Source organism: Phytomonospora endophytica (genome assembly GCF_014202425.1).
GTDB classification, from domain to species: domain Bacteria; phylum Actinomycetota; class Actinomycetes; order Mycobacteriales; family Micromonosporaceae; genus Phytomonospora; species Phytomonospora endophytica.
Genome location: NZ_JACHGT010000006.1, coordinates 142,133 through 168,847, shown reverse-complemented (window position 1 = coordinate 168,847; position 26,715 = coordinate 142,133). Strand labels below are relative to the sequence as shown.

Below are 26,715 nucleotides of genomic sequence, written 5' to 3'. Positions count from 1 at the left end.
GCGGGTATGGGATCGGGCTGCGGCCCGCCGCCGGTGCCGGGTCCCCGGCCTGGGCGCGGAAACGCGGCCGGGTTCCCGGCCCGCGTGGGCGAGCGAAGCGAGACTCGTGCGGGCGGATCGGCTATGGCCGCGTCCCAGCCTGGGCGGACGAGCGGAGCGAGACCCGTCCCTGGCCGGACAGCTGCGGGCGGCCCCGGCGTAGGCGGGCGAGACTCGCCCCCGGCGGGACAGTTGCGGGCGGGTTCCCGGTCTGGGGGCTGGCCTTGCGAGGGAAGCGAGCTCGCTCGCATGGCCAGCCCCGGCACCGTCGCCCCACCCGCTCAACCCCCGCCGCGCCGTGCCCGGGCCCGGCCGCGCTCCTCCCTGGTTCGTCTCATCCCATCGAGACCGAACCAGGCCATCCCCGCCACGAAAACGAACACGGGGAACACGAGCACCGCCACGAAGAAGGCACCGCTCCCGATCATCACCACCGCACCGATCGTCAACGCGACCAGAAGGAACACCACCAGCGCCATCCCCGGAGGCTGGCGGCGCCTTTCGGCCTGTTCCGCGATCCGCTCCAAGCGCACGTTGATGCTGTGCAGCAACTTCGCGGCACTCTCCCCGCTGCCCTCCGGCAGATCCTTGTACAACTCGACGTCGTAACGCACCCTCCGCCTGAACCTGTCCTCACCGCGCTGACCACGGACGACCGTGACGACGGTTCCGGCCAGCCCCAGTGCGGCGACGATCATCTGGGCCAACTGTTCGGACGTCATCGGTCGCCTCGTTCTCCGGCGAATGACCATCGAGAAGCGTCATTCTCCGATCGGGGACAACGACGATATGCCGAACCGGCGCCCGCGGAGGTGTCCGGCAGGGCAGTCGATCCGCCCTGGTGGCAGGTCCTTTCGCCGGGCGAGCCCGGCCCGGCCCGCGCGGCCGGTACGGCGGTCGCGCGGGCTCGGGTGGTGTTCTGTCAAGGCAAGAAGACTCGCCGGTGCTCCGCGCTAGCCTCGTCCCCTCCTCGTGTACCGCACGCGGCACGGCGACTGCGGCCACTTCGTGCCCGGCCCCGCGATCGGGCGCGGGTCGGGGTCCACCAACTCCAGATCCATCGCGCGCAACAGCAGCGTCACGATGATCTGCATCTCCAGGTACGCGAACCGCGCCCCGAGACACCGGTGCACTCCCCCGCCGAACCCGATCAGCAGTTGCACCGACTTCGGATCGTCGATGAACCGCTGCGGCGCGTACGTCTCCGGCTCGTCGAACAACTCCGGCAGGCGGTGCGTGATCGCCGGCGACAGGAAGACCCGCGCGCCCTTCGGGATCACGTACTCGTCGACCTTGATGTCCTCCAGCGCCCCACGCGCGATCAGCTGCGCGACCGGCCGCAGACGCTCGGTCTCGTGCAGTGCCGCGTCGAGATAGCGCAGTTCCCGGAACTCGCTGATACTCAACGGCCCGGCGGGCAGCCGATCGCGCTGCTCGGCCCGGACCTTCGCCAGCTCACCCGGATGCTGGAGCAGGTGGATCAGCGCCCAGCTCGCGTGCCCGGTCGTCGTCTCCTGCCCGACCCAGGTCAGACCCAGCACGATGTTGATGACCAGACGCTCCGGCAGCGGCTCCCCGTCGCTGTACGTCGCGGCCGACAGGGCCTGCAGGAAGTCGGGCGGATCGGTCGGGTTCTCGCGGCGCTCGTCGACGAGCCTGCCCAGCGCGGTGTGCAGGCGGGCGCGGGCGCGGCGGCTCTTGATGAAGTGCGGCAGCGGCAGCCAGCTCGGGAAGATCACGTCGAGCCCGGCCGAGAAGCGGCGGAACTCGGCGAAGAAGTCGGTGTCGAGGCGCTCGCCGAAATCCTCACCGAGGAAGGACTTCGCGGCGATCCGCATGATCAGCGGCCCGAACTCGTCGACGATCTCGAACTCGCCGGACTCGCCGAGCCCGTCGATCCAGGCCTCGGTCTCGGCGGTCATGATGTCGACGTACTTCGCCAGGTGCCGCGCCTGGAAGCGCGGCAGCAGGATCTCGCGCTGCCGCTGGTACTCGGCCGGCGGAGCGAGGAAGTACATGTCGGGGTCGAACATCCTGGCGAAGAAGGGCATGCCCTCGCTGATCGAGAAGAGCTTGTCGGTCTCCTTGAACAGCCAGCGGTCGTGCTCGTTGCCGAGCAGGACGACGGCGGGTTTCCCGGCCAGGTCGAGGGAGAAGACGCGGCCGTGCTCGCGGTGACCGCGTTCGATGAGGGGAAAGGCGTCGCGGTACATCGCGACGGCGTGTCCTAACAGTGGGCGGGATCCCGACGCCAGGGGCGGAAGGTTGCTCATGGGTGATCCTCCGTGCGCGTGAGCGATGTCGGACCGACTCAGTGTGCGCGCCCGGCCACCCGACTGTCCAGAGTGGACGATCTTGTCGCATTCGCCCGGAAGATCGGCTCGGGCGAGGAGGAGGGGGCCCGCTCGCCGGTGGCGGAGAAACGGGAGGGACGCCGCCCCGCCGAAGACGAGCTAGGCCGCGCAGCCGCAGGTGTAGCGGCAGGTGCTGCCTATCCAGCAGCAGATGCGCTGGCCGCCCTGGCCGCACGAGCCGTGCACGTAGCAGGCTTTACAGGCCCCGGCCGAGGCGCGGGGTACGAGGACGCCGGTGATCGAGTCGGCTAAACGCCGGAACACGCGCATGTCGGATCTCCTTCTCGGGTGCTGTCCACATCGGACAAGCGTAGGATAGAAGCCCCGTGGAGCGCTCGGCACCATCGAGCACGCAGAGATGACCGTCTATATGCGCTGTCCTATGCGCTCGCCCGTCAGGCCCGGAAGAACGCCCGCAACAAGGCCGCGCACTCCTCCTCGCGCACCCCCGCGTGCACCTCGGGCCGGTGGTTGAGCCGCCGGTCGCGCACGACGTCCCACAGCGACCCGACCGCGCCCGTCTTCGGCTCCCACGCGCCGAACACGACCGTCTCGACCCGGGCGAGGACCAGCGCGCCCGCGCACATCGTGCACGGCTCCAGCGTCACGACGAGGGTGCAGCCCGACAGGCGCCAGCCGTCGCCGTGGACGCGCGCGGCGGCGCGCAGCGCGAGGATCTCGGCGTGCCCGGTGGGGTCGCCGGTGGCCTCGCGGTCGTTGGCGGCGGCGGCCAGTTCGGTGCCGTCGGGGCCGTAGACGACGGCGCCGACCGGCACGTCGGCCGGGTCGGCGCCCGCCGCGACCTCAAGGGCGCGGCCCATCCAGTCGTCGAAACGGGTGGTCACGGGTATGAGGGTAGCTAGAGCACCCCGGTGACGTTGAAGTCGTCACCGGCGGGCCACACGTGGGCCCGCACGGAACCGCCCGCGAGCAGCTCGCTCCACTTCAGCCCGAAGACGACCGCGCCCGCGTCGGACCATCCCGGCAGGTACAGCCACTCGGGCGTCGACCCGGCGACGGTGTGGTCGTTCCAGCCTTCGGCGGGCAGCCCGGCGTGTCCGGGCGCGATCCACACGTCGCCGTCGCCGGGGGCTCCCGCCAGGCGGAAGACCTGCACGGCGCCCGTGCCCGGGTGGCTGCCTTCACTACCCGCCGAACCCACGGTGAGCAGCGCCGACGCCGGGGTGGCGTAGGCACCGCCGGAGGTGTCGGCGAGCCGTACGACGCCACCGAAGAGGTCGTCGGTCTCGGGCGTGCCCTCGACGTCGGGCGCGCTCTGCTTGTACTCGGCCAGTTGCGTGACGACGCCCCTGGAGTCGACGAACAGGGTGTGGACGAGCCCGGCGTCGACGGCGGCGCCGAGGTCTTCGCCGGTCGCCGACACCGCCAGGAGCGTGCCGGTCGCGGTGACGCCCGTGGGCCGGTACGGGAGGGCGGACAGGCCGCCGCCGAAGGCGTCGCCCGCCTCGCCGGCGCCCGAGACGGTCGCCGAGTCCTGGCCGACCGTCGACAGCGGCGTGAGGCTGTCGGCGGTGAGGGCGTGCGTGAACAGGGCGACGGCGCCCGCCCCGGCGTTCTCGCCGGAGACGCCGACGGCCACGTGCGTGGGGGTGGCGGCGACGGTCTCGCCGAACCAGTCGCCGGGCTCGGAGTCGTCGGCGACGCCGGGCTTGTCCTGATGGAGGGTCACGATCGCGGCCGCGCGCAGGTAGTAGACCTGCCCTTCGGCGTAGCCGTCGTCGAGTTTCTCGCCCGGCGAACCGATGAGGAGGTAGGGCTGCGCGCCGGTCAACCCGGCGGCCAGCGCGTAACCGAAGAGGTCGGAGGGCTCGACGGCGCCCGGGAAACCCGCCGAGTCCTGGGTGTAGGCGGTGGTGGCGGCGGTGTTGAGGCCGCCGCGCGCGCCCGGGACGATCCAGACGCTTCCCGCGTCGGGTTTCCCGCCCACGTCCTCGCCGGGTCCGCCGATGACGAGCTCGTCGCAGCCGTCGCCGTTGTTGTCGTAGGTCGCCAGCGCGAAGCCGAAGAGGTCGCCGTCGGCGCCCGCCCCGGGCACGCCCGCGGTCTGCTGGTCGATGACGGTGGTCGTGCCCGTCGAGGTGTAGGTGACGACCACGTGGCCGCCGTCGGCGCCGTTGGGGGCGGCGACGGCGCGGTCGCGGAGACCGTCGCCGTCGAAGTCGCCGTCGGCGCCGGTGACGCACGTGGCGGCGTATGCGGTCGCCGGGGAGACGGCGCCGCCGATCGTGAAGGTTAAAGCCGCGGTGATGATGAGGGCCGGTACGCGGTTCATGTCCGAAGTGTCGGAGGTGTACGCGTCTCTCCCGCCAACGCCTCATGCACGCGGTCAGAGAATCGTGTGGACGCCGCGAACCCATTCGGTGATGGGCGGGTGACCGCCGACTGAACCCCGTTCGTCAGGAAATCGCCCAGATCAGCACTCCCGTGCCGGGCACCGGCCAGGTCCGCGCGGGCGGCGACTGCCCGGCGAGGAGGTCCCGCCAGCGCAGGCCGTGCACGGCGGCGCCGACGCCGTCGGGGAGGTGGCCTTCGACGTAGAGGTGGTCGCGGGAGGAGCCGATGCGGGTGTTGCCGCCGATGGCGTTGGCGGGCAGGCCGTGCGTGCCGGGCGCGATCCACAGGTCGCCGTCGCCGGGGGCGCCCGACAGGCGGAAGACCTGGAGCGCGCCGAGGCGCGGGTCGGGGTTCTCGGCACCGCGGGCGCCGACGGTGAGGACGGTCGTCGCGGGGGTGCCCTCGGCGGCGGTGCCGGTGTTGGTGAGCGCGACGGTGCGGCCGAACTGGTCGTCGGAACCGGCGTCGCCCTCGACTCCGGCGGCGTCCTGGGAGTACTCGGCGAGCTGCCGGAAGGAACCGTCGGTGCCGAAGTAGAGGGCGTGGACGATGCCGGCGTCGGTGACGGTGTTCTCGCGGACGTCCTCGCCGGTGACCGACACCGCGACGAGCGTGCCGGTGCCGCCCCCACCGGGACGGAACGCGACGGCCGACAGCTGCCCGCCGAAGCGGTCGCCGGGCTCGCCGACGCCGGGCACGCCGGCGGTGTCCTGGCCGGTGGACTTGACCGGGGTGGGGCGGCCGTCGGTGAGGCGGTGGGCGAAGACGTGGACGAGGCCTTCGCCCGCGTTCTCGCCGGGGACGCCGACGACGATGTGCTGCGGTGTCGCGGCGAGGGTCTCGCCGAAGCGGTCGCCGAGTTCGGCGATGCCCGGGACGCCCGCGGTGTCCTGGGTGAGGGCGGCGGTCGTGGAGCCGCGCTGGTAGACGACCTGGCCGGCGTTGGAGGCGCTCGCGCCCACGGTCTCACCGGGCACGCCGATGGCGAGGAAACGCTGCGAGCCGAAGTTTCCCGCCGCGAGGGCGTAGCCGAAGAGGTCGTTGTTCTCGTTGGCGCCCGGGAAACCCGCCGTGTCCTGCGTCAACATGACCGAGGCCGCCGGGTTGAGGCCGGTCGGCGAGCCGGGGACGACCCAGACGGCGCCGGTCTTCGCCTTGGTCCCGACGGTCTCGCCGGGGCCGCCGACGACGAGGTCGTCGCAGCCGTCGAGGTCACGGTCGTAGGAGGCGAGCGCGAAGCCGAAGAAGTCGCCGTTGACGCCGTTGCCGGGGACGCCGGCGGTCGCCTGGTCGATGACGGTGGCGAGGCCGGTGCGGCTGTGGGTGACGACGACGCGGCCGCCGCCGGCCGTGAAGGGGTCGCCGACGGCGAGGTCGCGGACGCCGTCGCCGTCGAAGTCGTTGTCGACGGCGGAGACGCAGGAGGCGGCGTGGGCGGGGGTGGCGGTGACGAGGGGGGCCGTCGCGGCGGCGAGGAGGGCGGCGGTGAGTAAGGCGGTCCGGCGGGACGCGGGCATGGTCGCGGCCTCTCTCTGCGCGGGCGGGGCAGGGCAATCAAAACCCGGTGCGGTCGCGCCGGGCAAGGCGTGGGGTGAGGTCTGCCCGATCGTTACGGCCGGTCGGGCAGCGTGATCACTTCCGCAGCAGCTTCTCCAGGACCGGTCTGGCCGCCGCGACCGCGTCGGACCCGGCGCGCTCGGGCAGGGCGCCGCTGATCCACAGCGCGGCGAAGCCGTGCGCGATCGACCACGCGGCCAGGCGCATGTCGCCGGTCGCCTCGGCGGCGGGGACGGCGTGGCGAAGGCCGTCTTCGAGGGCTGTGGAGGCGCGGGCCTCGGCGGCGTTGAGGTCGGGGTCGTCGGCGTGCAGGATCGCCGTTTGGAACATGACCTCGAAGTGCGCGGGGTGGGAGGTCGCGAAACGCACGTAGGCGACGCCCGCCTCCAGGAAGTCGTCGCCGGCGGCGGTGAGTTCGTCGGCGAGGAGGCCGAAGCCCTCGGTGGCGACGGCGGTGAGGAGGCCGGCCTTGTCGCCGAAGTGGTGGGCCGGGGCGGCGTGGGAGACGCCGGCGCGGCGGGCGAGTTCGCGCAGGCTCCAGCCGGCCGGGCCGGACTCGGCGATGGCCTCGACGGCGGCGGTGAGGATCGTGCGCCGGAGGTCTCCGTGGTGGTATCCGCGTGCGTTGATGGTGATCAGCCTCCATATCTTGACACCGACAAGATACCGCGCTACCGTCGGTCCATAACTTGTCAATGACTAGATTACCTCGGGAGTTCCCATGGCCCCGCTCATCGCCCTCGTCGGCGGGTTCGTCGTGCTGCGCGCCCTCGGCTTCGCCGGAGTCGACGTCCTCGACGGGTGGCAGCCCGCCGTGCGCGGAGGGCTGGCGTTGATGTTCCTGATGACCGGGCTGGCGCATTTCTTCGGGAAGTTGCGCGCGGACATGATCGCGATGGTGCCGGAGCGGCTGCCGCGTCCGGCGTTGCTGGTGACGGTGACGGGCGTGCTGGAGATCGCGGGGGCGGTGGGGTTGCTCGTCCCGGCGACGGCTCGGGCCGCGGCGATCTGCTTGGGGGTGCTGCTGGTGGTGATGTTCCCGGCGAACGTGTCGGCGGCGCTGCGGAAGCTGGAGTTCGGCGGGCGCCCGGCGACACCGCTGCCGCGGCGGACGGCGGAGCAGGTGCTGTATCTGGCGGCGGCGGTGCTGGCGGCGTTGTGAGGGGGATGCCGCTCCCGACCCTCGCTCAGTTGCGCCGGGGACGGGGCACTGTCGGGCGGGTCTCGCTTGTCGGCTCGTCGGTGCCGGGAACCCGGCATCGAGCCGGGTCTCGCGAGAGCACCGCGAGCCGTTCTCGGAGTCGCGGTTTTGTCGCACCTCGCCCGTATCGTGTTTTTTGGGGCCCCTTTGGGGCGGGCGGAGGAGTGCGTCTTTCGCGCGGGCCGTCCGCCGCCGAACGCTGCCCGCGAGTCGCGCTCGGAGCAGCCGCGAGGCACGGAGTCCACGCCGACGCGAGTCGGCGTGAGCAGTACGGAGCACGGTTGCGCCCATGCCGGGGGCCGGCCGAACGTTCCCGCTCGGAACGAGTCTCAGTCAGGACCCACGCGGGGCCGGGAACTTCGCCGTAGGGGCCCGGCGTGGGTGGGTCTCGCTTCGCTGGCCGTCCGCTCCACACACCGGGCTTCGACACCGCAAGTCGCGCCTCACGAACCGCCAAGTCCGGGAACCCGGTCGCAGCAACCCCGCTCGGGTGAGCGCCCCACAGGACGGGAACCTCGCCGCAGCGCTCCCACTCAGCGCGAGCCTCGCTTCGCCCGCCCACGCCGGGGACCCGGCCGCAACCGTCCCGCCCACGGCGTGTCTCGCTGCGTTCGCCCGCCCACGCCGGGGACCCGGCACCGGCGGCGGGCCGAGCCCGATCCCATACCCCTCAGGCGGCTTCGTTCGCGCCGCCCAAACAAACACAGGCCCTTAAAACCTCACCCACCAACACCGGGAACCCAAGACGCCGGCCCCGCGAGCGCGAGCCTCGCTTCGCGGCTCACCCACGCCGGGAACCCCGCCGCAGCGTCCCGCCTCGGGCGAGTCTCGCGCGCGCTCGCCTACCCACGCCGGGAACCCGGCCGCGTTTCCGCACCCACGCCGGGAACCCGGCACCGGCGGCGGGCCGAGCCCGATCCCATACCTTTCAGGCGGTTTCGTTCGCGCCGCCCAAACAAGCACGGCACGGCACCGCCCCCACACCGGGGCGGTGCCGTGCCGTGCAGAACTGGTCGTACTGTCTTGTCCCGTCCGCGGGCTTATGGTTCGCGGAGTTCTTCGATGTCGTCGCCGATGCCGAGGCGTCCGGCGACTTCGGCGGTGATGTCGGACGGCAGGATGCCGTCTTTGGCGCAGAGCGCGAGGAGCGCCTGGGCCGAGACACCGAGGTCGGACAGGAGGTCGGCTTCACCGACCGGGTCGGCGTCCATCTCGACTGGTTCGCCGTCTGTCACGTCGGCGAGGAGGATCCCGCCGAGTTTGGACGAGTCGGCGAATTCCGCGTCCGAGGAGAACAGCCGGAGGTCTTCTCCGTCGTCGAGACGCAGCACCGTGAGGTACTCGTCGTCGGCCTCTACGAAGGCGAGGGTCACCGAGGCGTCCTCGACCACGTCGCGGAGCCTGTCGGCCACCTCGTCGAGGTCGTCGACACCGTCGAAATCAAGTTCGTGCGCCGTCCACTGTGTTCCGATGCGGACCGCCGCGACTGCAAAGTACGTCATTCACCCACCCCCGACGGGATGCTTATCACTCGCACCGGTGGGCACCCTGAAAGGCGCGCCGTCACGAGTTCACCAGAGGATCCAGTCGCCGTGGAGCGCATTCCACTCCACGACGAGCCCCGCGACCCCGAGGGCCATGCCGCTGACAGCGGCCACCCCGGCTGCGGCGCCACGGTCACCGTACCGAGCCAGAAGAGAAGCCGCCAGCCAGGCGACGAGTGCTGCGACGGCTGTCACCCAGACGTACGCGGTGAGTGTCGTCGCGAGCAGTCCGGAGATCAGGAACCAGAGGCTGGCGACGCCCGCTCCGGCCCAGATTCCGGCGGGCCCGATTCGCAGGGTCTCCCGGTATTGGGGCCGTGCGGGTTCGGGCGCGTACATGTAGTTCGGGGCGAGGGGTGGCCGTTTGGGTTCGAAGCCGCCGGGCCAGGTGGTGGCGCTGATGCGCCCTTCGCCTTTGACGGCGTGGCCTGGGGTGTCGGCCCATGACACGGGTCGTGTGTCGACGGCCGGGGCGTGCGCGCGGCGGCCGTTGGCGGCCGGCGCGGTGTTCGCGCCGGGCGGCGTCCAGCCGTCACCGGCGGGTGTCGGGACGTCGTGGGCGGCCATGTAGGGAATCGTAACGGGAGCCCGCGCGGCGGGCGCGTGGTCAGCCCTGGAACTGTGCGAAGGCGCGCTGTTTGACGGTCCCGTTCCCGAAGGTCAGGAACTCGCCGCCGGCCGCGAGGCGGTCACCGGAGGCGGCCATGCACCACACGCCGACGATCGAGTCGCTCCACGGGTCCCAGGACGTCAGGGTTCCCGAGGTCGTGACGGCCAGGAACTTGAAGCGCCCGGCCTTCTCCCCGTCGAGGCACAGCCCTTGGTCGCCGGTGCGGGGTGAGGCGCACACGGACTCGAAGTGTCCGCCCGCGTAGATCGTGTCGCCGATGGCGGTGATGGCCTGGACGTCGCCGTCGGTCGTGGTCTGCCAGCGTGTCCGGCCGTCGTAGTCCATGGCGATGAGGCGCCCGCCCTGTCCGCCGACGGCGGCGTAGACGCGGTCGTGGGCGAGGAGCACGTCGTAGACGATCGAGGTCAGTTTCGGCGCGAAGCCGGTGTCGAGGGCGCCGCTGGTCTTGTCGACGGCGGCGAGTTTGCGGGCGTCGGCGCCGTTGACGGTGTTGAAGGTGCCCGACACGTAGAGCCTGTTGGCGCCGGCGGTGACCGAGCGGACGGTGGCGTCGACGGCGGGCGCGAACGAGGTCAGTGTGTCCGCCGACAGGTTCCAGGAGGCGACGTTGCCGCGGGCCTGGCCGTCGACGGTGGAGAAGCTGCCACCGGCGTAGAGCACGCCGTCGCTGACGGCGAGGGCGCGGACGGCCCCGGAGACGCTGTGCCGCCAGGCGTCGAGGTCCCCGCCGGTGAAGCGCGCGATGTGGCGGCGCTTGAGACCGTCGACGGTCGTGAAGTACCCGCCGACGTACAGCTGCGAACCGCTGACGGCGAGTGCGTAGACGTTCCCGTCGAGCTTGGGCGCGAAGTCCCGCAGGGCGCCGGTACGGGCGTCGACCGCGGCGATGCGGTCGCGGTAGCTGCGTTTGCCGTTGACGAAGGCGGCGGTGAAGTCCCCGCCGACGTAGATGGTGTCGCCCAGGTAGGCCACGGCCCGGACGGGCCCGTTGAAGGAGGCGCTCGACTTCGGCAGCGAGGGGATGGCCGCGTGCGCGGGGGCCGTGAGCCCTCCCAGGAGAAGTGCCACGACCACCAGGAAGACCGGCCACGTTCCGCGCTTCACGTCAGCTCCTCACCGTACCCCGAGCGACGAGTGTGTCACACCGAGTGTCCACATGTGGGGATGTGAGAGCCTGTGTCGATGCGGATCGGCGTCATCGGACTCGGGCTCATCGGCGGTTCACTCCTGCGCGCCCTGCACGCGGCGGGGCATGAGGCGACCGGCTACGACACCGACCGCACCACCCGGCTGGCCGCGGTCGCCAGCGGACTGCGCACGGTCGACTCCCTCGACACCTGGCGCGTCGACGTCACCGTCCTCGCCGTGCCCCTCCCCGCGCTCGGCGCGGTGATGCCCGCGCTCGACGGCTACGACGGGCTCATCACCGACGTCGTGTCGGTCAAGACGCCGCTGCGGGACCTCCTCGCCGGGCGGCGCTTCGTCGGCGGGCACCCCATGGCGGGCAAGGAGACCAGCGGTTTCGAGCACTCCGACGCCGACCTGTTCACCCACCGCGTGTGGGCGCTGTGCCTCGACGAGGAGACCTCCCTCGACGACTGGCTCGAACTCGCGCGCCTCTACACCGCGATGGGCGCCCGCGTCGTTCCCACGACCGCCGCCGAGCACGACGCCGCCGTCGCCGCCGTCAGTCACGTCCCGCACCTGCTCGCCGCCGCGCTCGTCGAGGCCGCCGGTGATCCCCTGCCGCGTGCGCTGGCCGCCAGTTCCTTCCGCGACGGGACCCGCGTCGCCCTCACCCGCCCCGAGCTCGTCGCGGCCATGGCGGGAGGCAACGCCGCCGCCGTCCGCGCGGCCCTCGACCGCACCCTCGCCTCCCTCAAGGAGGCACGCGCCGCCCTCGACGCCGACGATCCCGCGGCCGCCGTCGAGGCCTGGTTCACGCCCGCCTGGCGCGGTCGCCGCGACTGGCCGTCCACGCCCGGACCGGCCCAGACGACCCTCGTCGACCGGGAGCGCCTCCTGGAGCTCGGCAGGGCCGGCGGATGGGTGCACTCCTTCGATGACGACCGCCACATTACGGTGATGCGCCCCGCCGCCACCGTGCCGTAGTGTCGCCGCCATGAGACGTATTGACGAGATCGCCGACAAGTACGTTGAGGACTCGATCGCGCTCAGCCCGATCAGCGCGACGTACCAGGGCGTGGCCGGACACGACCACGAACTCGACGACTTCTCCCCCTCCGGGCTGGCCACCGAGGCCGACCTGACCCGCAAGGCCCTCGCCGACCTTGAGGCCGCCACCCCCGTCGACGAACGCGAGCAGGTCGCCAAGGAGGGCATGGTCGAGCGTCTCGCCCTGTCCCTTGAGCGCTTCGACGCCGGTGACACCGCCGCCGACCTCAACGTCATCGCCAGCCCGCTGCAGAGCGTCCGCCAGATCTTCGACCTGATGACCATCGGGACCGAGGAGCAGGCCGCCAACATCGCCGCCCGCCTCGCCAAGATCCCCAAGGCCCTCGACGGCTACCGGGAGACCCTGCGCGCGGCCGCCGCCGACGGTCGCGTCGCCGCGATCCGCCAGGTCAGGGAATGCGCCGACCAGTGCGACAACTGGAACGGCGCGAGCGGCGACGACTTCTGGGCCGGACTCGTCGGCCGGGTCACCGTCGACGGATCCGCCCCCACCGGCGCCCTCGCCACCGACCTCGCGGCCGGTGCGGAGGCCGCCCGCCGGGGCGTCGCCGAGTTCGGCGGTTTCCTGCGTGACGAGCTGGCGCCCCTCGCGCCCGAGAACGACGCCGCCGGGGCCGAGCGCTACGCGCGCGCCTCGCGCTACTTCCTCGGCGCGGCCGTCGACCTTCAGGAAACCTACGCGTGGGGCTGGCAGGAACTGCACCGCATCGAGTCGGAGATGCGCCGCGTCTCCGGCGAGATCGTGCCCGGTGGGAGCGTTGACGACGCCGTCGCGGCCCTCGACGCCGACCCGGCCCGCCACATCGCCACCAAGGCCGAGTTCCGCGACTGGATGCAGGAGCTCGCCGACCGCACCATCGCCGACCTCGCCGGCACCCACTTCGACATCCCCGAGCCGATCCGCCGCATCGAGTGCTGCATCGCCCCGACCGCCGACGGCGCGATCTACTACACCGGCCCCTCGGAGGACTTCACCCGCCCGGGCCGCATGTGGTGGTCGGTGCCCAACGAGGACGAGGGCTTCTCCACCTGGCGCGAGGTCACCACCGTCTACCACGAGGGCGTCCCCGGACACCACCTCCAGGTCGGGCAGACCGCCTACCGCGCCGAGCTGCTCAACCGCTACCAGCGCCTCATGCTGTGGTGCTCGGGCCACGGTGAGGGCTGGGCGCTGTACTCCGAGCGGCTCATGGACGAGCTCGGGTACTTCGACGACCCGGGCGCCAAGCTCGGCATGCTCGACGGGCAGGCCTTCCGGGCCGCGCGCGTCATCGTCGACATCGGCATGCACCTGGAGCTGGAGATCCCGAAGGACAACCCCTTCGGCTTCAACCCGGGCGCGCGCTGGACCGCCGGCCTCGGCTGGGACTTCATGCGCGCCCACTGCCGCATCGACGACGCGATGCTGCGCTTCGAGCTGTCCCGCTACCTCGGCTGGCCCGGACAGGCCCCGTCGTACAAGGTCGGCGAGCGCATCTGGCTCCAGGCCCGCGAGGACGCCAAGGCCCGCAAGGGCGCGGCCTTCGACCTCAAACAGTTCCACACCGACGCGCTGAACCTGGGCGCGCTGGGCCTCGACCCGTTCCGCAAGGCGATGGAGCGGATCTAGGGTTTCCCACCTGACATGACGAGGCCGCCGTGGGTTTCCCGCGGCGGCCTCCGCGTGTGAGTTCAGCGGAGGTTGCGGAACTCCTCGATGGTCATGCCGAAGATCACGATGTCCTGGCGTGAGCCCTCCCGAAACGACGCCTTGCGCAGACGGCCCTCCAGGACGAAGCCGAGGCTCTGGTGGAGGCCCAGGGAGGCGGCGTTGTCGCCGAAGACCTCCGCCTGGCATTTGGTGTAGCGGCGCTCGCCGAACATGTAGCGCTGGACGATGCGGATCGCCTCACTGGCGTAGCCCCGGCGCTGTTCCTCCTTGAAGATCGCGACGCCGTACCAGAAGAGCCCGGCGGTGGGGTCGGCGCGGAGGGTGCGGATCGAACCGACCGGCCGGTCGTCGTTGACGTCGGCGATGACCAGCCACAGCTCGTCGGACTCGGTCCGCACGGCCTGCTCGGCGGCCCAGCGCTCGTAGGAGGCGTCCGAGCGGGGCGGGTGAACACGGTCACCGTGGCGCTGGTTGGTCGTGTTCAGGTCGTTGTCGCGGAAGCGCGGCCACTCCTTCGGTTCGAGGCCGCGAAGCCGGACCCGGCGCCCCGTCCAGATGGAATCGTGCACTCCGATGGCCGCGTACTGAGAGGAACTCACCCGCGTAGTGTCCCAAGCCCGTCAAGCGGGCTTCGTCTCACCGGTGGACAAGAGCGGCCGGACCTGGCAACACTTGGGCCATGTCACTGCCACCCCACATCATCCGAGCCTCGGCCGCACTCATCTCCGCCCACCGGGGTGAGAAGGGCCTGTCGTTCGTGTACTCACCGGGCCTGTCACTGGCGGGCGGCGAGGCCGAACTCGTGGCCGTGTGGGACCGCGAGGAGTTGCCGTCGCGCACCGGCGGGGACGTCCCGGTCGGTCACCTGCGCGAGAGCGACTTCGCGGCGGCCGTCGACGCCCTGGAGGACGGCGAGGGCTGGCGGGAGCTGGACGCGCCCGTCAAGCTCGTCGCGGGCTTCGCCTACGGCGTGATGCTCTCCGACCGCAGCGGGGTGGGGACGAAGACGCGCGGGCGCGTGTCGGTGTTCCCGTACCTGCTCACCGACCGCAGCGAGGCGGCGCTGTCCGCCGAAGCGGGATCGGTCGCGGCCGAGCTCGCCGAATGCGCCGACGGCTGGGCGCGCGCCCACCTGCTCGACGAGGCGCTGCACCGCGCGTACGTCGCCTGGTTCGCGTCCCACCAGCGCTTCTGGCCGGGACGGACGCGCCGCTACGAGTGGGTCCGGCACTTCGGGCTCAGCGAGGACGTCGCCGACCTGGAGCACGGCATCTGGAACACGTCGGGCGCGGCCGGGCAGGCCGAGCTGTACGCGGGCTTCGTGGACAAGATCCTGGCCGACTGACGTGGCCTGAGGCACTGTGCATAACCCGCTCGCGAGCCTCCGGCGGCACCCGCTAGTATTAGCCGGTCGCCGCCGCTAGGCGGTGAATGTGCGCCCGTAGCTCAACGGATAGAGCATCTGACTACGGATCAGAAGGTTAGGGGTTCGAATCCCTTCGGGCGCGCCAGTCGAGGAGCCCCGGGCTTTGCCCGGGGCTTTTTCGTGTCTCCGTGCCGGTTCGTGTCTCCGTGCGGGCCGGTGGCGGTCGCCGTCGCGCCCGCCGGTCATGGCTGCTCCCCGCCGGCCCCGCCGTCAGATCCTCCCCGCTTCGACCGCTCGCGGTGGGCCTTGAGACCGGACGGCACCGACGGGGCTTTCAGCCCCATCTCCCGGCGGGCGGCCGTGAGGAAGTCCTGTTTGGCCTCGGCCCAGGCCCAGTAGAGGTCCCATCGCTTCGCCGCCGGTTCCTCCCGGCGCGTCATCCGGATCAGGTCGGCGGCGTGGAACACCGCATGGGCCGTGTCCACGGTCTCGGGCGAGGCGAACACCTCGAACTCAGCGAGGATCCCGAGCGCCTTCACACCCTCGTCGAGTCCCAGTTTCTCGCGTTCCTCGGCCGAGAGGACCGTCCAGTCCGTTTCGAACACCTTCCGTTCGAACTGGAAGACCGCCTCGGCGTAGGCCGTGACGAGCTGGGGCAGCCGTTCCCTGATCCAGCGCGTGTCGTCCTGCCTGCGCACGAGCCGCGAGGAGATGCCGACGTTGACCAGACTGATGACCGCCGCGCAGGCGGCGGCGATCGCGCTTAACAACTGGGCGTCCACGGCAGCACTCCAGCCATCGCCGTCCCACCCCCGCCGTACCCTGGATCCACCCACGAAGGAGGCGGCATGCCCACCGACACGACCGTCGCCGAGCTGCTCACCGAGCTCGCCGCGCTGGAGGACCCACGCGCCCGCGAGGTCAACGAGAAGCACGGCGACGACCACGGCGTCAACCTCGGCAAACTGCGTGCCGTCGCGAAGCGGCTGAAGACGCAGCAGGAGCTCGCCGTCGGGTTGTGGGCGACGGGTGACACGGCCGCGCGTCTCCTCGCCCTCCTGATCTGCCGCCCGAAGGCCTTCGGGCGTGATGAGCTCGACGCCATGCTGCGTGCGGCGCGTCGCCCGAAGGTCCACGACTGGCTGGTGAACTACGTCGTCAAGAAGTCCGCGCACGCCGAGGACCTGCGCACGACGTGGCTGGCCGACGCCGACCCGGTCGTCGCGAGCGCGGGCTGGGCGCTGACCACCGAGCGCGTCGTGAAGAAACCCGACGGCCTCGACCTCCCCGCCCTCCTCGACACGATCGAGGCGGAGATGAAGAACGCTCCCGAGCGCCTCCAGTGGGCCATGAACGCCTGTTTGGCCAACATCGGCATCGAGAACCCCGGCCTCCGCGCCCGCGCCCTCGACATCGGCGAACGCCTTGAGGTCTTGAAGGACTATCCGACGTCGCCGGGCTGCACGTCACCGTTCGCGCCGAGCTGGATCGACGAGATGGTCCGGCGGGGCGGGAAGTAGTGCCGCGCGTCGTGCGTCCGCTCCGGGCCGACGACGTCAAGCCGGTCGGCGCGCTCGCGCCGCGGGCGTGGGAGCCGGTGTTCGCGTCGCCGGCCGCGGCGATCGAGATGCTCGCCGTCGACCCGGGCCCGCCGCGCTTACAAGAAGGCGGGGTTCACACCGTTCCCGGTGATGCATCACTACCTTTCGCTGTCGGGATGCGACCCAAAGTAGCGAGGCCACGCAATCTAGTTCACCTCTTGACTTTCAGTACCCGGCCGCTAGGCTCCTGCCTCAACACCCGAACCACCCATGGAGGCGACAATGACCAAGATCAACGCTCTCGCGGACAAACTTTTAGCGCGTCTTGCCCCGAAGGCCGCCGCCGACGCGTCGTGCGGCACGTACTACATCTGCGACGGCGGCCCGAAGTTGAAGTGCGTCGTCAGCTGCGAGACGGGTGAGCACGTGTGCGACCTCGTCCCCGGCTGGTGCTGGTAAACGCATAGTCCCGCCCGAGGCCCACGGCACCCGTGAACCGTAGGCCGAGACCGGCGGGAAGGTCCGGCGAGCCACCCCGGCACGCTACGGCGGTCCTTCCCGCTCGGCACGGCGGTCCGCTAGAAGTTCGGCTGTGTCAGCCGCACGCTGTTCCCCGACGGGTCCCGGAATCCCGCGTCCACCCCGTACGGCGTGTCGTGCGGCTCCTCGTTGAACTCGACCCCGCGTCCCGACAGCTCCTTGAAGGACGCGCGGCAGTCGTCGGTGCTGAGGAACAGGGTCCCCGCGAAGCCCTTCGCCATCAGCTTCCGGACCTCGTCGGCGGTCTGCGGGTCCATCACCGGCTCGCCCGGAATGGCCATGAGCACGAGCTCGAAGTTCTCCCCGGGCGTCCCGACGGTGAGCCAGCGGAAGTCGCCCATGTCGCCGAGGGTCACGTCGTGGCGGACCTCGAAGCCGACCTTCTCGGTGTAGAACCGCAGCGCCTCGTCCTGGTCGTGGACCCACAGCTGCATACTGCCGACCTTGATCATTTCGCCCTCCGGCGTCGTGGTGTACCTGCCCTGACCACGCTATTCGCCGCCGGGGCCGCCGTCTTCTCGAAACGTCCGGAGTCGCGGCCGCCCGTACACGCGCAGGACACAGGCGGGGACCATCGCGTAGGTCTCGGGCGGCGGGAGGGCGGCGCGGTAGGCCGTCGGCGACATGCCGAACATGCGCGTGAAGCTCGTCGTGAACGAGCCGACGCTCGACAGTCCGACGTCGCAGCAGATCCGGGCGACGCCGTGGTCGGTGAAGCGCAGCAGGGAGGCGGCGCGTTCGAGGCGCCGGGTCAGCAGGTAGGCGTGCGGGGACTCGCCGAAGGCGCGGCGGAACTCCTGGCTGAAGTGCGCGCGCGACAGCCCGGCGGCGCGGGCCAGGTCGGCGACGGTGAGGCCTTCGGCGTAGCGCGTGTCGGCGAGGTCGCGGGCACGCACGAGGTGCCGGGCGGGTGGTACGGAGACCATGCCGGGAACGTACCGCCGGGTCCCGACAGGACCCGGCGGTTCGCCGGGATCAGTTAGGACGGCACTCAGCGGCACTCTCCCTGTCCGGAAGCCTCGGCGAACAGAACTTCTAGTCCTTTTCGCGCCTCACCAGCCACCGCAACGTCTCGGGTGTCGCGTCGAAGTGCCCGGCGTGCCCCGCCCCCGGCTCGATGTGCACGTCCGCGCCCGGCATGCGTTTCGCCAGCCAGTGCGCGTGCGAGACCGGGACGGTCGTGTCGGCGCCGCCGTGCCACATGCGCACCGGCACCATCACCATTCCCGGGTCGAAACCCCAGGGCGTCCCGTACAGGGCCATCGCGTCGTCGACCCAGCCGCCCACGCCCGGCCGGACCGCGTCGGCGAAGGCCGCGCCGAGCATCGCACTCACCGCGGGCCTCGACAGGACCGCCTGCTCGATCGCCGGCAGCGGCGGCGGCGCACTCGTCCCGGCCGCGATCAGGCGCTCCTCCATGGCCTCCCGGCCCAGGGCGGCGGCGGCCGCGCTGCCGACGTTGCCCTCCATCATCCCGGCGGTCCAGTCGAGCCCGTCGGCGTCGCGCGGGGCGATCGCGGCGAGCGTCGCCACACGGCTGACGCGCGTCGGATGCGCGGCGGCGAAGGCCAGCGCGTGCGGGCCGCCGCCGGAGACGCCGAAGATCGGGAAACGCCCGAGGTCGAGCTCGACGGCGATGGCGAGGATGTCGCCGGCGGCGTCGGCGACCCGGCGGCCGGGCAGCGGTGTCGACGAGCCGAAACCGGGCCGGTCGTAGGTGATGAGCCGGACGCCCAGCTCGGTGAACAACGCCGGGTCGGGATAGCGGGCGAGGCGGCCCATCGGGCTGCCCGCGACATAGACGACCGGCGTGCCACCGGGAACGCCCCATTCTTCGACGGCGAGCGTACGGCCGTCGTCGGTGATCACTTCGCGCATGATGCGAAGCTAAGCCGCCCGCGGACGTTCCACCAGCGTTTTCACCCTGGGAGGAATCGGCACGCCGGGCCGACGAGGCGTCACCGGCGCCTGTCCGGCGGGCACGTTCTGTGCCACGATGCCCACAAGCAGAAGCAATCCGTGGAGGACCCATGAAACTCCGCAAGATCGCCGCGTTAGCCCTCTCGATCCTCGCTTTCTCCGTCGCGATCCCGGTACTGGCCACGCCCGCGTCGGCGGCGCCTGTCCCGCGCTGCAACGACTTCCACAACCACTTCGACGCGACCTACAAGTGGTCCGTGCCGGTCTACCGCGACTCCCTCGGCGCCACCCCGAAATGCCTCATGGGCGACGCCTACAACTCCTACGGCACCCACGTCGCCGTGCTCCAGCGGACACTGCGCGACTGCTACGGCCAGAACATCGCCGTCGACAACGATTTCGGCCCCGCCACCGCCGGCGCGCTGGCCAACGCGCAACGCTTCCACCACATCGACGACGACGGCGTCTACGGACCGGAGACGGCATCGGTACTGGCGTGGAACTCCACGCCGAACGGGCGGTTCTTCCCGCAGTGCTGAGCCGTCGCACGCGCCCTCTATGGTGATCCACTCACCCCGGAGGCACCCGTGACCAACGAGCACGACAACGCCGCCCTCGCGCTGCTCACCGCCCTCGACGCGCCCGACTGGGCGAGACTCGCGGCGAGCGCGCGATGGGCGGTCGAAGCGCGACTGGCGAAACGGCACGTACCCGGCGAACTGGTCGCGCACGTCCTCGCCGACGGTGAGCGGGAACTGTTGTGGCACCTGCGTTCCAGCCCCGACGTCACCCGCGACCACCCCCGCGTCGCCGAGGGCGCGCCGGACGTCCCGCCCGCCGAGCGCTGGGCGGAGATGTCGACGTTCGGGGCACGCGGCTACCGCGACTGGGAACGCCTGCTCGCGGACTGCGACCCGCGCCGTCCGGAGTGGCAGGAGCTGAAGGCCCAGGAGATCTCCGGCGGCCTCTACTTCGGTTACGCGCCCGTGCTCGCGCTGTCACCGTTCCGGGAACACTACGAGTGGGCGCTGCGGCGGGCGGCGGCTCGCCTGACCTTGCGGGAGCAGGCCCGTGTCCTGGTATCCGTACAGCGTGACTCCGGGGTCGGCGAGGTCGCGGCGGTCACCGCGCGTTACGACCTGCCGATCCGCGACCGCGCCATGGAAGCCCTGGCGGGTAGGGGGATCGAGGCGCTCGCGGCGGAGTTCGAGGGCACCGGGGCGGCGATCGAGCAGCTGCGCGCGGCCGGGGAGAAGGACGCCGGGGGCGTCGCCCGTGAACGCGCCGACCTGGACTGGACGCTGATCGCGCGGGCGCACGCCGAGGAGCCTTTCGCGGCGGCGGTGTCGGCCGCGCTGTGCGCCCGCGACGACTGTCCCGAGGAGCTGCGGGTGGCGTTGTTCACCGCGCATCCGGGTGTGGTCGCCGAGAAGTACCCCGACCCGCCCGCCGCGCTGTTCTCCCTGCCGCTCAAGGGAGCGGCGCGGACGAAGGCGCTGCGGACGCTGACCGCGCGGTTCCTCAAGGCCGAGCGGGTCGCCGAGCTGATCGCGCACGCGCGGCCCGCGGCCGGGGTGCTGGAGGCGTCCCGGCGGGCCGACCCGCTGGAGCCGTCGGTGTGGAGGCTCCAGCCGGTGCACGCCGTCGTCGGCCGCGTCCTCGCCGCGACGGTCGGGCAGGACGCCGGGGCCTGGCGTGCCCTGCGGCGACTCCTCAAGGGGTACAAGGGGACCGTCGCCGAGCTCTGCGCGAAGGCGGCCGCCGAGCCCGACCCCGGATCCGCGTGGCCCGAGGCCGAGGCGCTGCCGCCCGCCGACGCGAAACCGTCGCTGACCGGTGCCCGCAAGGCCTTCGTCGTCCTCCTCGACGCCGCCGGGGTGGAGACGCAGCTGGCGCTGCTGCCGCACCTCGACGAGCGCACCGCCGCCGACCTGTTCACCCACGGCGTGCGCCGTCGCGAGTGGTTCGAGTTCGTCGTCGGTCACGGGACTCCGGCGCTGCGTCAGGCCTTCGTGCGAGCACGCGGCAAGCTCGACGTCGGGGAACTCCAGCGACTGTTCGACCTGGACGAGCCCGACCTGGCCGGCGCGCTCGCGCTGCGCCGCCCGATGTCGTCGGCGCAGGTCGCGCACGTCATGTCGGGCCGCGCCTTCGCCGCGCACGTCCCCGGCGGGCAGGTCTATCCGGCGGAGTTGCGCGAACGCTTTCTCGCCACGACCGGCGGCTGGACCGGCCGGCACGCGGTCACCTGCGCCGATCCGGAGGTGCAGCGCCACATCCTGCGGCACGTGCGCGTGCGCGGGATCGTGCCGCAACTGCGTCTGCTGCTGGATCTGTGGGAGCGCGCGGGAAAGGCGGCGATGCTGGCGCTGGTCGAGGCCGACCTGGATCCGCTGAAGTACACCCGCGCGGAGTTCCAGGGCGGTGTCGTCAAACGCGTCCGCAAGATGGCCGAGGCCGACGACGAGGAGGCGGAGAAGGAGGCGCTGCGCGCCTACCTCGCCGAACGCGAGACGCCCGCGTGGCAGATCAAGCGGCTCGGCGGGAGCGACAACTTCCACCGCGAGAGCCACGGCTGGTTCCTCGCCGAGATCGCCGCGTCCCCGGCGCGGAACCGGCTCGGGCTCCTCAGCGGCAGCGGTGAAGGGCACGTCGCCGCGGGCGACCCGACGCCGCGCCGGGCCCTCGAAGCGGGCGCCACCCTCGCCGAGACCCTGGCCATGTATCCGTCGACCGATCCCGACGACACCCGCCGCTGGCTCGTGGCCGCCGTCTCGGCGGGCCTGGTCACCTGGGCGGAGGCGTTCGCCGTGGTCACCCCGGCGTCGCATGTTCTCGCCGCCACCGTCGACGACGCCCCCGACCGCTGGCTGCCCGATCTGCGCGACGTCGTACCCGGCCTCGACCTGAGCGCCGAGGCGCAACTGGTCGCGCTGCGGCTGCTGCGCGACTTCGCCGGGACGGTCCCGGAGCTGCTGGCGACGGCGGTGGCCGTGACGGCCTAACCCCCCGCCCGCTTCCGCAGTGCCTCGACCGTCGCGTCGTCGGCGGGGAGGAACGCCTCCAGGTGCAGCTCGGCGAGGGTCACGTCCACGGCCGTGGCGAACGACGTCAGGGTCGTCAGCAGCCGCAGCTCGCCGTCGCCGTACGTCAGCCGCAACGGCACGGCGAAGCCGAGGTGGTCCGGGCCGGGCGCCGCCGGCGGGACGTACGACCCCAGTTCGGCGATGAACTCGTCGAGTTCCGGGGTGTGACCGCGCAGGGCGCGCAGGCGCACCAGCGAGTCGATGACGTGCCGCCCCCAGGCGTCGAGGTTGCGCACGCGCGGGGCCATGCCCTCGGGGTGGAGCGCGAGGCGCAGGACGTTGACCGGCGGTTTCAGCAGCCAGGGCGCGGCGCCGTCGGTGAGCACCGACATCGCCTCGTTCGCGGCCACAACGTCGCCGTACGCGCGTACGACGACGGCCGGGTAGGGCATGTGGCCCTCGATGATCCGGTGCAGGGCGTCGCGAACCGGCCGCAGGGCCGGTTCGTCCAGCGCGCTCTCCGGGTACACGGGCGCGTATCCGGCAGACAGCAGCAGTTCGTTGCGTTCCCGCAGCGTCAGCTGCATCGACTCGGCCAGCCGCAGCACCATCGCGCGGCCGGGGCGCGACCGTCCACTCTCGACGAAGCTCAGGTGCCGCTGGGTGGTCCCGGCGCGCGCGGCCAGTTCGAGCTGGCTGAGCCGGCGACTGCCCCGCCAGCGTTGCAGCTCGGGCCCGAAGGTCGTGGTCATGGCCCAGTTGTAGCGCGGACGATCACCCCACCGCCATTCCCTCCGGGGAATTGCCGGGCCGCGAACGCGGGCGCAGGCTGGGCGGCATGACCGACATTCACACCGTGCTGAAGATCTACACCGACGCCTTCCTCACCCACGACCCCTCGCGCCTCGGCGACATCCTCGCCGAGGACGTCGTCGTCGAACTCGCGCAGGGCGGGACCGCCGACGGCCACGCCGCCGCGCTCGAACTGTGGACCGCGATCGCCACCGACACCAGCGGGGAGTTCGAGATCGAGCGGGAACTCGTCCACGGCGATGACGCCGTCCTCACCTGGACCCTCCGCCGCGACGACGGTCTCCTCCGGGGCGCGAACCTGCTGCGTGTCCGCGACGGCCGTGTCCGGCACGCCGTCGGCTACACGAAGGCGAACTGATGCGCTCCTATCACCTGGACTCCTTCGACGGCACCGGTTTCGTCCTCCGCGAGCACGACGTCCCCGAACCCGGCCCCGGCCAGGTCCTGGTGCGGGTGCGGGCGGCCTCGTTCAACAAGCGCGACCGGCTGATCGTCGAGGGCCGCTATCCGCTGCCCCCGCGGGCGGGCGTCGTCGCACTGTCCGACGGCGCCGGTGAGGTCGCCGCGACGGGCGAGGGCGTGACGCGGTTCGGCGTCGGCGACCGCGTCGTCGGCAGCTACTGGAACCGCTGGCACGGCGGCAGACTCGACGCGTCCATGATCGACCAGCTGGGCTGCACGCACGACGGGATGCTGACCGAGTACGCGCTGCTCGACGAGGGCGCGCTGGCCGCCGTCCCGGCGCACCTGACGTGGGCCGAGGCCGCGACCCTGCCCTGCGCCGGCGTCACCGCCTGGACCTCGATCACCGGCGGGGCCGCGCTTCCCGACGGCGCCACGGTCGTCACCCTCGGCACCGGCGGTGTCTCGCTGTACGCCGTCCAGATCGCCAAGGCCCTCGGGTACCGCGTCATCGCGACGACGTCGAGCCCCGAGAAGGCCGAGCGGGTCCGGGAACTGGGTGCCGACGGCGTCGTCAACTACCGCGACACTCCACAGTGGAGCGCCGGGGTTCGTGAGCTCACCGGCGGTCTGGGCGCCGACCTGATCGTCGACACCGCCGGACCCGACACCGTCGCCGAGTCGATCCGCGCGTCGTCCCTCTACGGGCAGGTCGTGCTGCTGGCGACGCAGTCGGAGACGCGTGCCGACGTCACCGTCCCCGGCGCGGCCTGGGCGCAGACGATGGCCGAGATCCGGCGGGTCTTCGTCGGCAGCAGAAGCGATCTGGAGGACCTGGGCAAGCTCGTCGAGTCGGCCGCGATCCGCCCGCTTGTGGACCGCGTGTTCGGTTTCGGCGAGATCACCGAGGCCTACGCGCACTACGTGAGCGGCACGGCCTTCGGCAAGGTCGTCGTGGAGATCTGAGCGAGAGGGCGGGCGCGAGCCCGCCCTACCGCAGTTGCCGGGTGATCGTGGGATCGGTGATCTCGTCGTCCTTGGCCAGCAGCATCGCCTTGCTGAGGATGATCGCGAGCGTCCGGTCCCCTTCGAAGGGCAGGTACAGCTTCTCCGGGCCGCGTCCCGCGCTCTGCCCCGGCACGATGCACAGGTAACGGTCGCCGGGGCTCATCAGGATGTTGCCCGAGCCGAGGTGGATCTTGTACGTCCACTTCCCTTTCCCGCGCACGACGAGGAAGCGGTCCTCGACCGTCGCCACGTCGGCGATCGCGAGCCTCGGGACGAGCCGCGCGAGAATCTCGCGCCGGGTGTTCGCCGTCCCCGACAGTTCGCCGAAGCTGTAGCTCTGCCAGTAGTCGCGGAAGCGGCCCTCCGGTCCGCCGTCCTGCCAGGTCGGGTCGTTGCCGACGCTGGAGACGCCGACGAACAGGTCCACGTCCCGCAGTACCTCGCTCAGCACGAGCGGCGGGATTTCGCTGAGCGGCAGAGGTTCCACCGGCTCCTCGCCGTGCAGCCACTGCTCGTACGGCCCGCCTCCGGCGTGCGCGAAGTGCGTGGGCGCGTCGAGGGGGTAGAAGCGGACCTGGTCGGTGGCGAGCCGCAGGTAGGTGCCGGCGTCGGTGGTGTCGGCGCCGTAGTCGTCGCCGATGCCCTCGACCCAGAACTCCGCGCGCAGGTTCCACTGCGGCAGCCGACGGGTCGCCGGCGGGTACGAGTCGTCGACCATCAGCCGCAGCCTGTTGTCCCAGCCCCGGATCGCGGCCAGGGCGGAGAACTGGTGTTGCCGGATGACGTGCGCGGCGAAGCGGTTGGAGTAGACGCGCGTGTTCTCCTCGGCGGCGGTGAGCGGGTAGACCTCACGGTGCGCCTGCTTGAACGGTTGCGTGATCCCGTGCCGCTCCAGCCATTCCCGCCACGCCAGGACCTCGGCGACCTCGTGGCCGAGCGGGTGCCACAGTCGCACGACGGCGTCGTCGGCGACCGCGACCGGCGCGTCGTCGTGCGCCCGCAGCTCACCGTCGGCGTAGCCGACGGCCGTCTCGCCGACCGTCCACAGCAGACGACGAGCGACGACGCCGACGAGCGGGTGGTCGAGATAGCGTTCGCGCCACTGGTCGTAGCGCCATTCGCGCCGGGCGAGGAACAGCTTGTCGACGCGCTCGACCTGCGCGGTCAGCATCTTCGCGACGTCCTTGACGGCCGCCTTCAACTCGGCCAGCCGCTCGGCGTGGTCGCGTTTGACCGACGCGGGCACGGACTTCACCGTCCTACCGGCGGCGTTCGTCCACTGGAGACGGACACCGTCGTCGGCGATGAGCTCGACCGTGACGTCGCCGAGGAGTTCGGTGTGCCGCCCGACCTCGCCGAGACCGTAGGCGGGGACGGCCATTTCCTCGATCTCCTCGCGCGACAGGCCGAGCGCGACGGCCTTGGCGTCGAGCGTGGCCTCCAGGAGCTTCAGGGTTCCCTTGTACGTCACGCGGGTCGCCAGCCGCGCCAACTGCCCGAGCGCGTCGGCCGAGTCCATCGCCGACAGCGCGTGCACGCCCGCGTTGGCGACCTTCGGGGTGTGCGGCCCTATCCCGGGGACCTTCTTGAGCGCGTACTCGACGACGCGGGCGGCGCAGCGCGCCGACTCGGCCGTCGGCTCGACCATCCCGAGCGTCCACAGCATGCCGCGCACGGCGGTGGCGTTGAAGGGATCCAGGGCACCGTTGATGTCGTCGCCCCAGGAACCGTCGTCCAGTGGCAGGGTTCGGGGACGCCCGAGCAGAGCCAGCCACTCCACCAGTGACGCGACGACGACCCCCTCCCCGAGCGTCGCCAGGAACTCGCGTGTCCGCTTGGCCCACTTCGCGCTCGGCTTCGCCGAATGCGCGGTGTTCATGTGCAGCAGGAAGCCGCGCCATTCCGTGCCGAGCGAGGGAAGAGCGCCCAGAACCTCGTCGCTCCACGCCTCACCCGGGTTCAGCGGCATCTCGTCGAACGCGGCGGGCAGTTCCCGCAGCATGGACGTGCCGTACCAGAGGGCCGAACGGCGAAGACCCGCGATCATCGGCCCGGTGATCTCTCCCGCCGCGGTCAGCAGCGCGGCGAGTTCGGGCAGCTGCTGGAAGGGGTAGCCCTTCCACTGGCGGGCTATCTGCCCGAGTGCGGCACGTGCGGTGTTGAGCGTGGGCGCCATGTCCTTGGCGGTGTGGAGGACGAAACGCGTGACCAGGCCGGCGACGTCGGCGTCGTCGATCGACTCGACCCGTTCACCGAGTATCCGTACGAGGTGGGCGCGGTCCTCCCGCGACAGCGGGCGAAGCCGCTCGCTCCAGAAGGCCCAGACGCTCGGGTGATCGGCCGTCGCGAGGAACGCGTCGGCGAGCGCTTCGGCGTCTCCGGAGGCCGCGGCGGCCCCGACGACCTCTCGGGCGACGACCTCGGCCTCGCGCCGCTCGGCGGCGGCCTCCCGTTCGTCCCGTCGCTCGCGCAGGCGGGTGCGGAGGGCTTCGAGGTCGGCGCTCATGGGTACTCCCGTCGTGTCGTCTGCGCGCACGGTAGACGGGCGGGCCGACATTCCCACCGGGGGCG

At 71.8% G+C, this 26,715-nt stretch carries 27 protein-coding genes and 1 tRNA gene; 11 read left to right on the top strand and 17 right to left on the bottom strand.

The genetic code is table 11. From position 1 onward, the window contains the following. Positions 1–320: 320 nt before the first annotated feature. From HNR73_RS15165 to HNR73_RS15135, 7 genes are all read right to left on the bottom strand, one after another. Positions 321–761: a hypothetical protein gene (locus HNR73_RS15165; protein WP_184788089.1), complete on the bottom strand. Its 441-nt coding sequence runs from the start codon at positions 759–761 to the stop codon at positions 321–323. Between the two features lie 231 nt (positions 762–992). Then, on the bottom strand, positions 993–2,312 hold the full coding sequence (locus tag HNR73_RS15160; RefSeq protein ID WP_203685718.1) for a cytochrome P450: 1,320 nt from the start codon (positions 2,310–2,312) through the stop codon (positions 993–995). Positions 2,313–2,492: 180 nt separating this feature from the next. Continuing rightward, positions 2,493–2,657 (bottom strand): hypothetical protein, encoded by a 165-nt coding sequence (locus tag HNR73_RS15155; protein ID WP_184788088.1) that lies wholly within the window; start codon positions 2,655–2,657, stop codon positions 2,493–2,495. A 131-nt stretch (positions 2,658–2,788) separates the two neighbouring features. Next, positions 2,789–3,214: a nucleoside deaminase gene (locus HNR73_RS15150; protein WP_203685721.1), complete on the bottom strand. Its 426-nt coding sequence runs from the start codon at positions 3,212–3,214 to the stop codon at positions 2,789–2,791. A gap of 38 nt (positions 3,215–3,252) precedes the next feature. Further along, the gene (locus HNR73_RS15145) at positions 3,253–4,686 is read right to left on the bottom strand and encodes an integrin alpha (RefSeq protein ID WP_184788086.1); all 1,434 of its coding nucleotides are present in this window, start codon (positions 4,684–4,686) and stop codon (positions 3,253–3,255) included. A 124-nt stretch (positions 4,687–4,810) separates the two neighbouring features. Next, entirely contained in the window at positions 4,811–6,265 is a 1,455-nt protein-coding gene (locus tag HNR73_RS15140; protein WP_184788085.1) for an integrin alpha, read from the bottom strand. A 115-nt stretch (positions 6,266–6,380) separates the two neighbouring features. After that, a complete protein-coding gene (locus tag HNR73_RS15135; protein ID WP_184788381.1) occupies positions 6,381–6,935 on the bottom strand; it encodes a TetR/AcrR family transcriptional regulator in 555 nt (184 codons plus the stop codon). Positions 6,936–7,026: 91 nt separating this feature from the next. On the opposite strand from HNR73_RS15135, the gene HNR73_RS15130 reads away from it, so the two are divergent. After that, positions 7,027–7,467, top strand: coding sequence for a DoxX family protein (locus HNR73_RS15130; RefSeq protein ID WP_184788084.1), 441 nt, complete (start codon positions 7,027–7,029; stop codon positions 7,465–7,467). 1,079 nt (positions 7,468–8,546) lie between these two features. On the opposite strand, the gene HNR73_RS15125 is transcribed toward HNR73_RS15130, so the two are convergent. The 3 genes from HNR73_RS15125 to HNR73_RS15115 form a co-directional block, all read right to left on the bottom strand. Continuing rightward, positions 8,547–9,008, bottom strand: coding sequence for a tRNA adenosine deaminase-associated protein (locus HNR73_RS15125; RefSeq protein ID WP_184788083.1), 462 nt, complete (start codon positions 9,006–9,008; stop codon positions 8,547–8,549). 69 nt (positions 9,009–9,077) lie between these two features. After that, on the bottom strand, positions 9,078–9,617 hold the full coding sequence (locus tag HNR73_RS15120; protein ID WP_184788082.1) for a hypothetical protein: 540 nt from the start codon (positions 9,615–9,617) through the stop codon (positions 9,078–9,080). A gap of 40 nt (positions 9,618–9,657) precedes the next feature. After that, positions 9,658–10,785, bottom strand: coding sequence for a PQQ-binding-like beta-propeller repeat protein (locus tag HNR73_RS15115; RefSeq protein WP_184788081.1), 1,128 nt, complete (start codon positions 10,783–10,785; stop codon positions 9,658–9,660). Positions 10,786–10,863: 78 nt separating this feature from the next. Here HNR73_RS15115 and HNR73_RS15110 point away from each other — a divergent pair, with 78 nt between their 5' ends. Together HNR73_RS15110 and HNR73_RS15105 are read left to right on the top strand one after the other, a co-directional pair. After that, complete coding sequence (locus tag HNR73_RS15110) at positions 10,864–11,793, top strand: prephenate dehydrogenase (protein WP_184788080.1); 930 nt, start codon at positions 10,864–10,866, stop codon at positions 11,791–11,793. A 10-nt stretch (positions 11,794–11,803) separates the two neighbouring features. Next, the gene (locus HNR73_RS15105; protein ID WP_184788079.1) at positions 11,804–13,486 is read left to right on the top strand and encodes a DUF885 domain-containing protein; all 1,683 of its coding nucleotides are present in this window, start codon (positions 11,804–11,806) and stop codon (positions 13,484–13,486) included. A 62-nt stretch (positions 13,487–13,548) separates the two neighbouring features. On the opposite strand, the gene HNR73_RS15100 is transcribed toward HNR73_RS15105, so the two are convergent. Further along, a complete protein-coding gene (locus HNR73_RS15100) occupies positions 13,549–14,127 on the bottom strand; it encodes a GNAT family N-acetyltransferase (RefSeq protein ID WP_184788078.1) in 579 nt (192 codons plus the stop codon). Positions 14,128–14,207: 80 nt separating this feature from the next. On the opposite strand from HNR73_RS15100, the gene HNR73_RS15095 reads away from it, so the two are divergent. Together HNR73_RS15095 and HNR73_RS15090 are read left to right on the top strand one after the other, a co-directional pair. Further along, complete coding sequence (locus tag HNR73_RS15095) at positions 14,208–14,873, top strand: hypothetical protein (RefSeq protein ID WP_184788077.1); 666 nt, start codon at positions 14,208–14,210, stop codon at positions 14,871–14,873. 90 nt (positions 14,874–14,963) lie between these two features. Beyond that, a tRNA-Arg gene (locus HNR73_RS15090) sits at positions 14,964–15,039 on the top strand. A 97-nt stretch (positions 15,040–15,136) separates the two neighbouring features. Here the strand turns inward: HNR73_RS15090 and HNR73_RS15085 are convergent. Continuing rightward, complete coding sequence (locus HNR73_RS15085) at positions 15,137–15,676, bottom strand: hypothetical protein (RefSeq protein WP_184788076.1); 540 nt, start codon at positions 15,674–15,676, stop codon at positions 15,137–15,139. A 66-nt stretch (positions 15,677–15,742) separates the two neighbouring features. Between HNR73_RS15085 and HNR73_RS15080 the strand changes: the two genes are divergently transcribed. Next, positions 15,743–16,414, top strand: coding sequence for a DNA alkylation repair protein (locus HNR73_RS15080; RefSeq protein WP_184788075.1), 672 nt, complete (start codon positions 15,743–15,745; stop codon positions 16,412–16,414). Positions 16,415–16,717: 303 nt separating this feature from the next. Next, positions 16,718–16,894: a hypothetical protein gene (locus tag HNR73_RS15075; protein WP_184788074.1), complete on the top strand. Its 177-nt coding sequence runs from the start codon at positions 16,718–16,720 to the stop codon at positions 16,892–16,894. A gap of 119 nt (positions 16,895–17,013) precedes the next feature. Here HNR73_RS15075 and HNR73_RS15070 read toward each other — a convergent pair whose 3' ends face one another. From HNR73_RS15070 to HNR73_RS15060, 3 genes are all read right to left on the bottom strand, one after another. After that, the gene (locus HNR73_RS15070; protein ID WP_184788073.1) at positions 17,014–17,427 is read right to left on the bottom strand and encodes a VOC family protein; all 414 of its coding nucleotides are present in this window, start codon (positions 17,425–17,427) and stop codon (positions 17,014–17,016) included. Between the two features lie 39 nt (positions 17,428–17,466). Beyond that, entirely contained in the window at positions 17,467–17,901 is a 435-nt protein-coding gene (locus tag HNR73_RS15065) for a helix-turn-helix transcriptional regulator (RefSeq protein ID WP_184788072.1), read from the bottom strand. 109 nt (positions 17,902–18,010) lie between these two features. After that, positions 18,011–18,853: an alpha/beta fold hydrolase gene (locus HNR73_RS15060; RefSeq protein WP_184788071.1), complete on the bottom strand. Its 843-nt coding sequence runs from the start codon at positions 18,851–18,853 to the stop codon at positions 18,011–18,013. A 152-nt stretch (positions 18,854–19,005) separates the two neighbouring features. Between HNR73_RS15060 and HNR73_RS15055 the strand changes: the two genes are divergently transcribed. Both HNR73_RS15055 and HNR73_RS15050 read left to right on the top strand, forming a co-directional pair. Then, a complete protein-coding gene (locus HNR73_RS15055) occupies positions 19,006–19,434 on the top strand; it encodes a peptidoglycan-binding domain-containing protein (protein ID WP_184788070.1) in 429 nt (142 codons plus the stop codon). A gap of 48 nt (positions 19,435–19,482) precedes the next feature. Beyond that, the gene (locus tag HNR73_RS15050) at positions 19,483–21,900 is read left to right on the top strand and encodes a hypothetical protein (protein ID WP_184788069.1); all 2,418 of its coding nucleotides are present in this window, start codon (positions 19,483–19,485) and stop codon (positions 21,898–21,900) included. Here the strand turns inward: HNR73_RS15050 and HNR73_RS15045 are convergent. Then, the gene (locus HNR73_RS15045) at positions 21,897–22,673 is read right to left on the bottom strand and encodes a helix-turn-helix domain-containing protein (RefSeq protein ID WP_184788068.1); all 777 of its coding nucleotides are present in this window, start codon (positions 22,671–22,673) and stop codon (positions 21,897–21,899) included. The two genes, HNR73_RS15050 and HNR73_RS15045, sit on opposite strands and share 4 nt — an antisense overlap. Positions 22,674–22,759: 86 nt before the next feature. On the opposite strand from HNR73_RS15045, the gene HNR73_RS15040 reads away from it, so the two are divergent. Beyond that, the gene (locus HNR73_RS15040; RefSeq protein WP_184788067.1) at positions 22,760–23,092 is read left to right on the top strand and encodes a nuclear transport factor 2 family protein; all 333 of its coding nucleotides are present in this window, start codon (positions 22,760–22,762) and stop codon (positions 23,090–23,092) included. Further along, positions 23,092–24,102 carry a zinc-dependent alcohol dehydrogenase family protein gene (locus HNR73_RS15035; RefSeq protein ID WP_184788066.1) on the top strand — a complete coding sequence of 337 codons (1,011 nt, stop codon included), beginning with the start codon at positions 23,092–23,094 and terminating at the stop codon, positions 24,100–24,102. Before HNR73_RS15040 ends, HNR73_RS15035 begins: the two co-directional genes overlap by 1 nt. Before the next feature lie 25 nt (positions 24,103–24,127). On the opposite strand, the gene HNR73_RS15030 is transcribed toward HNR73_RS15035, so the two are convergent. Further along, positions 24,128–26,650 (bottom strand): DUF4132 domain-containing protein, encoded by a 2,523-nt coding sequence (locus tag HNR73_RS15030; protein ID WP_203685723.1) that lies wholly within the window; start codon positions 26,648–26,650, stop codon positions 24,128–24,130. Positions 26,651–26,715: the final 65 nt, after the last annotated feature.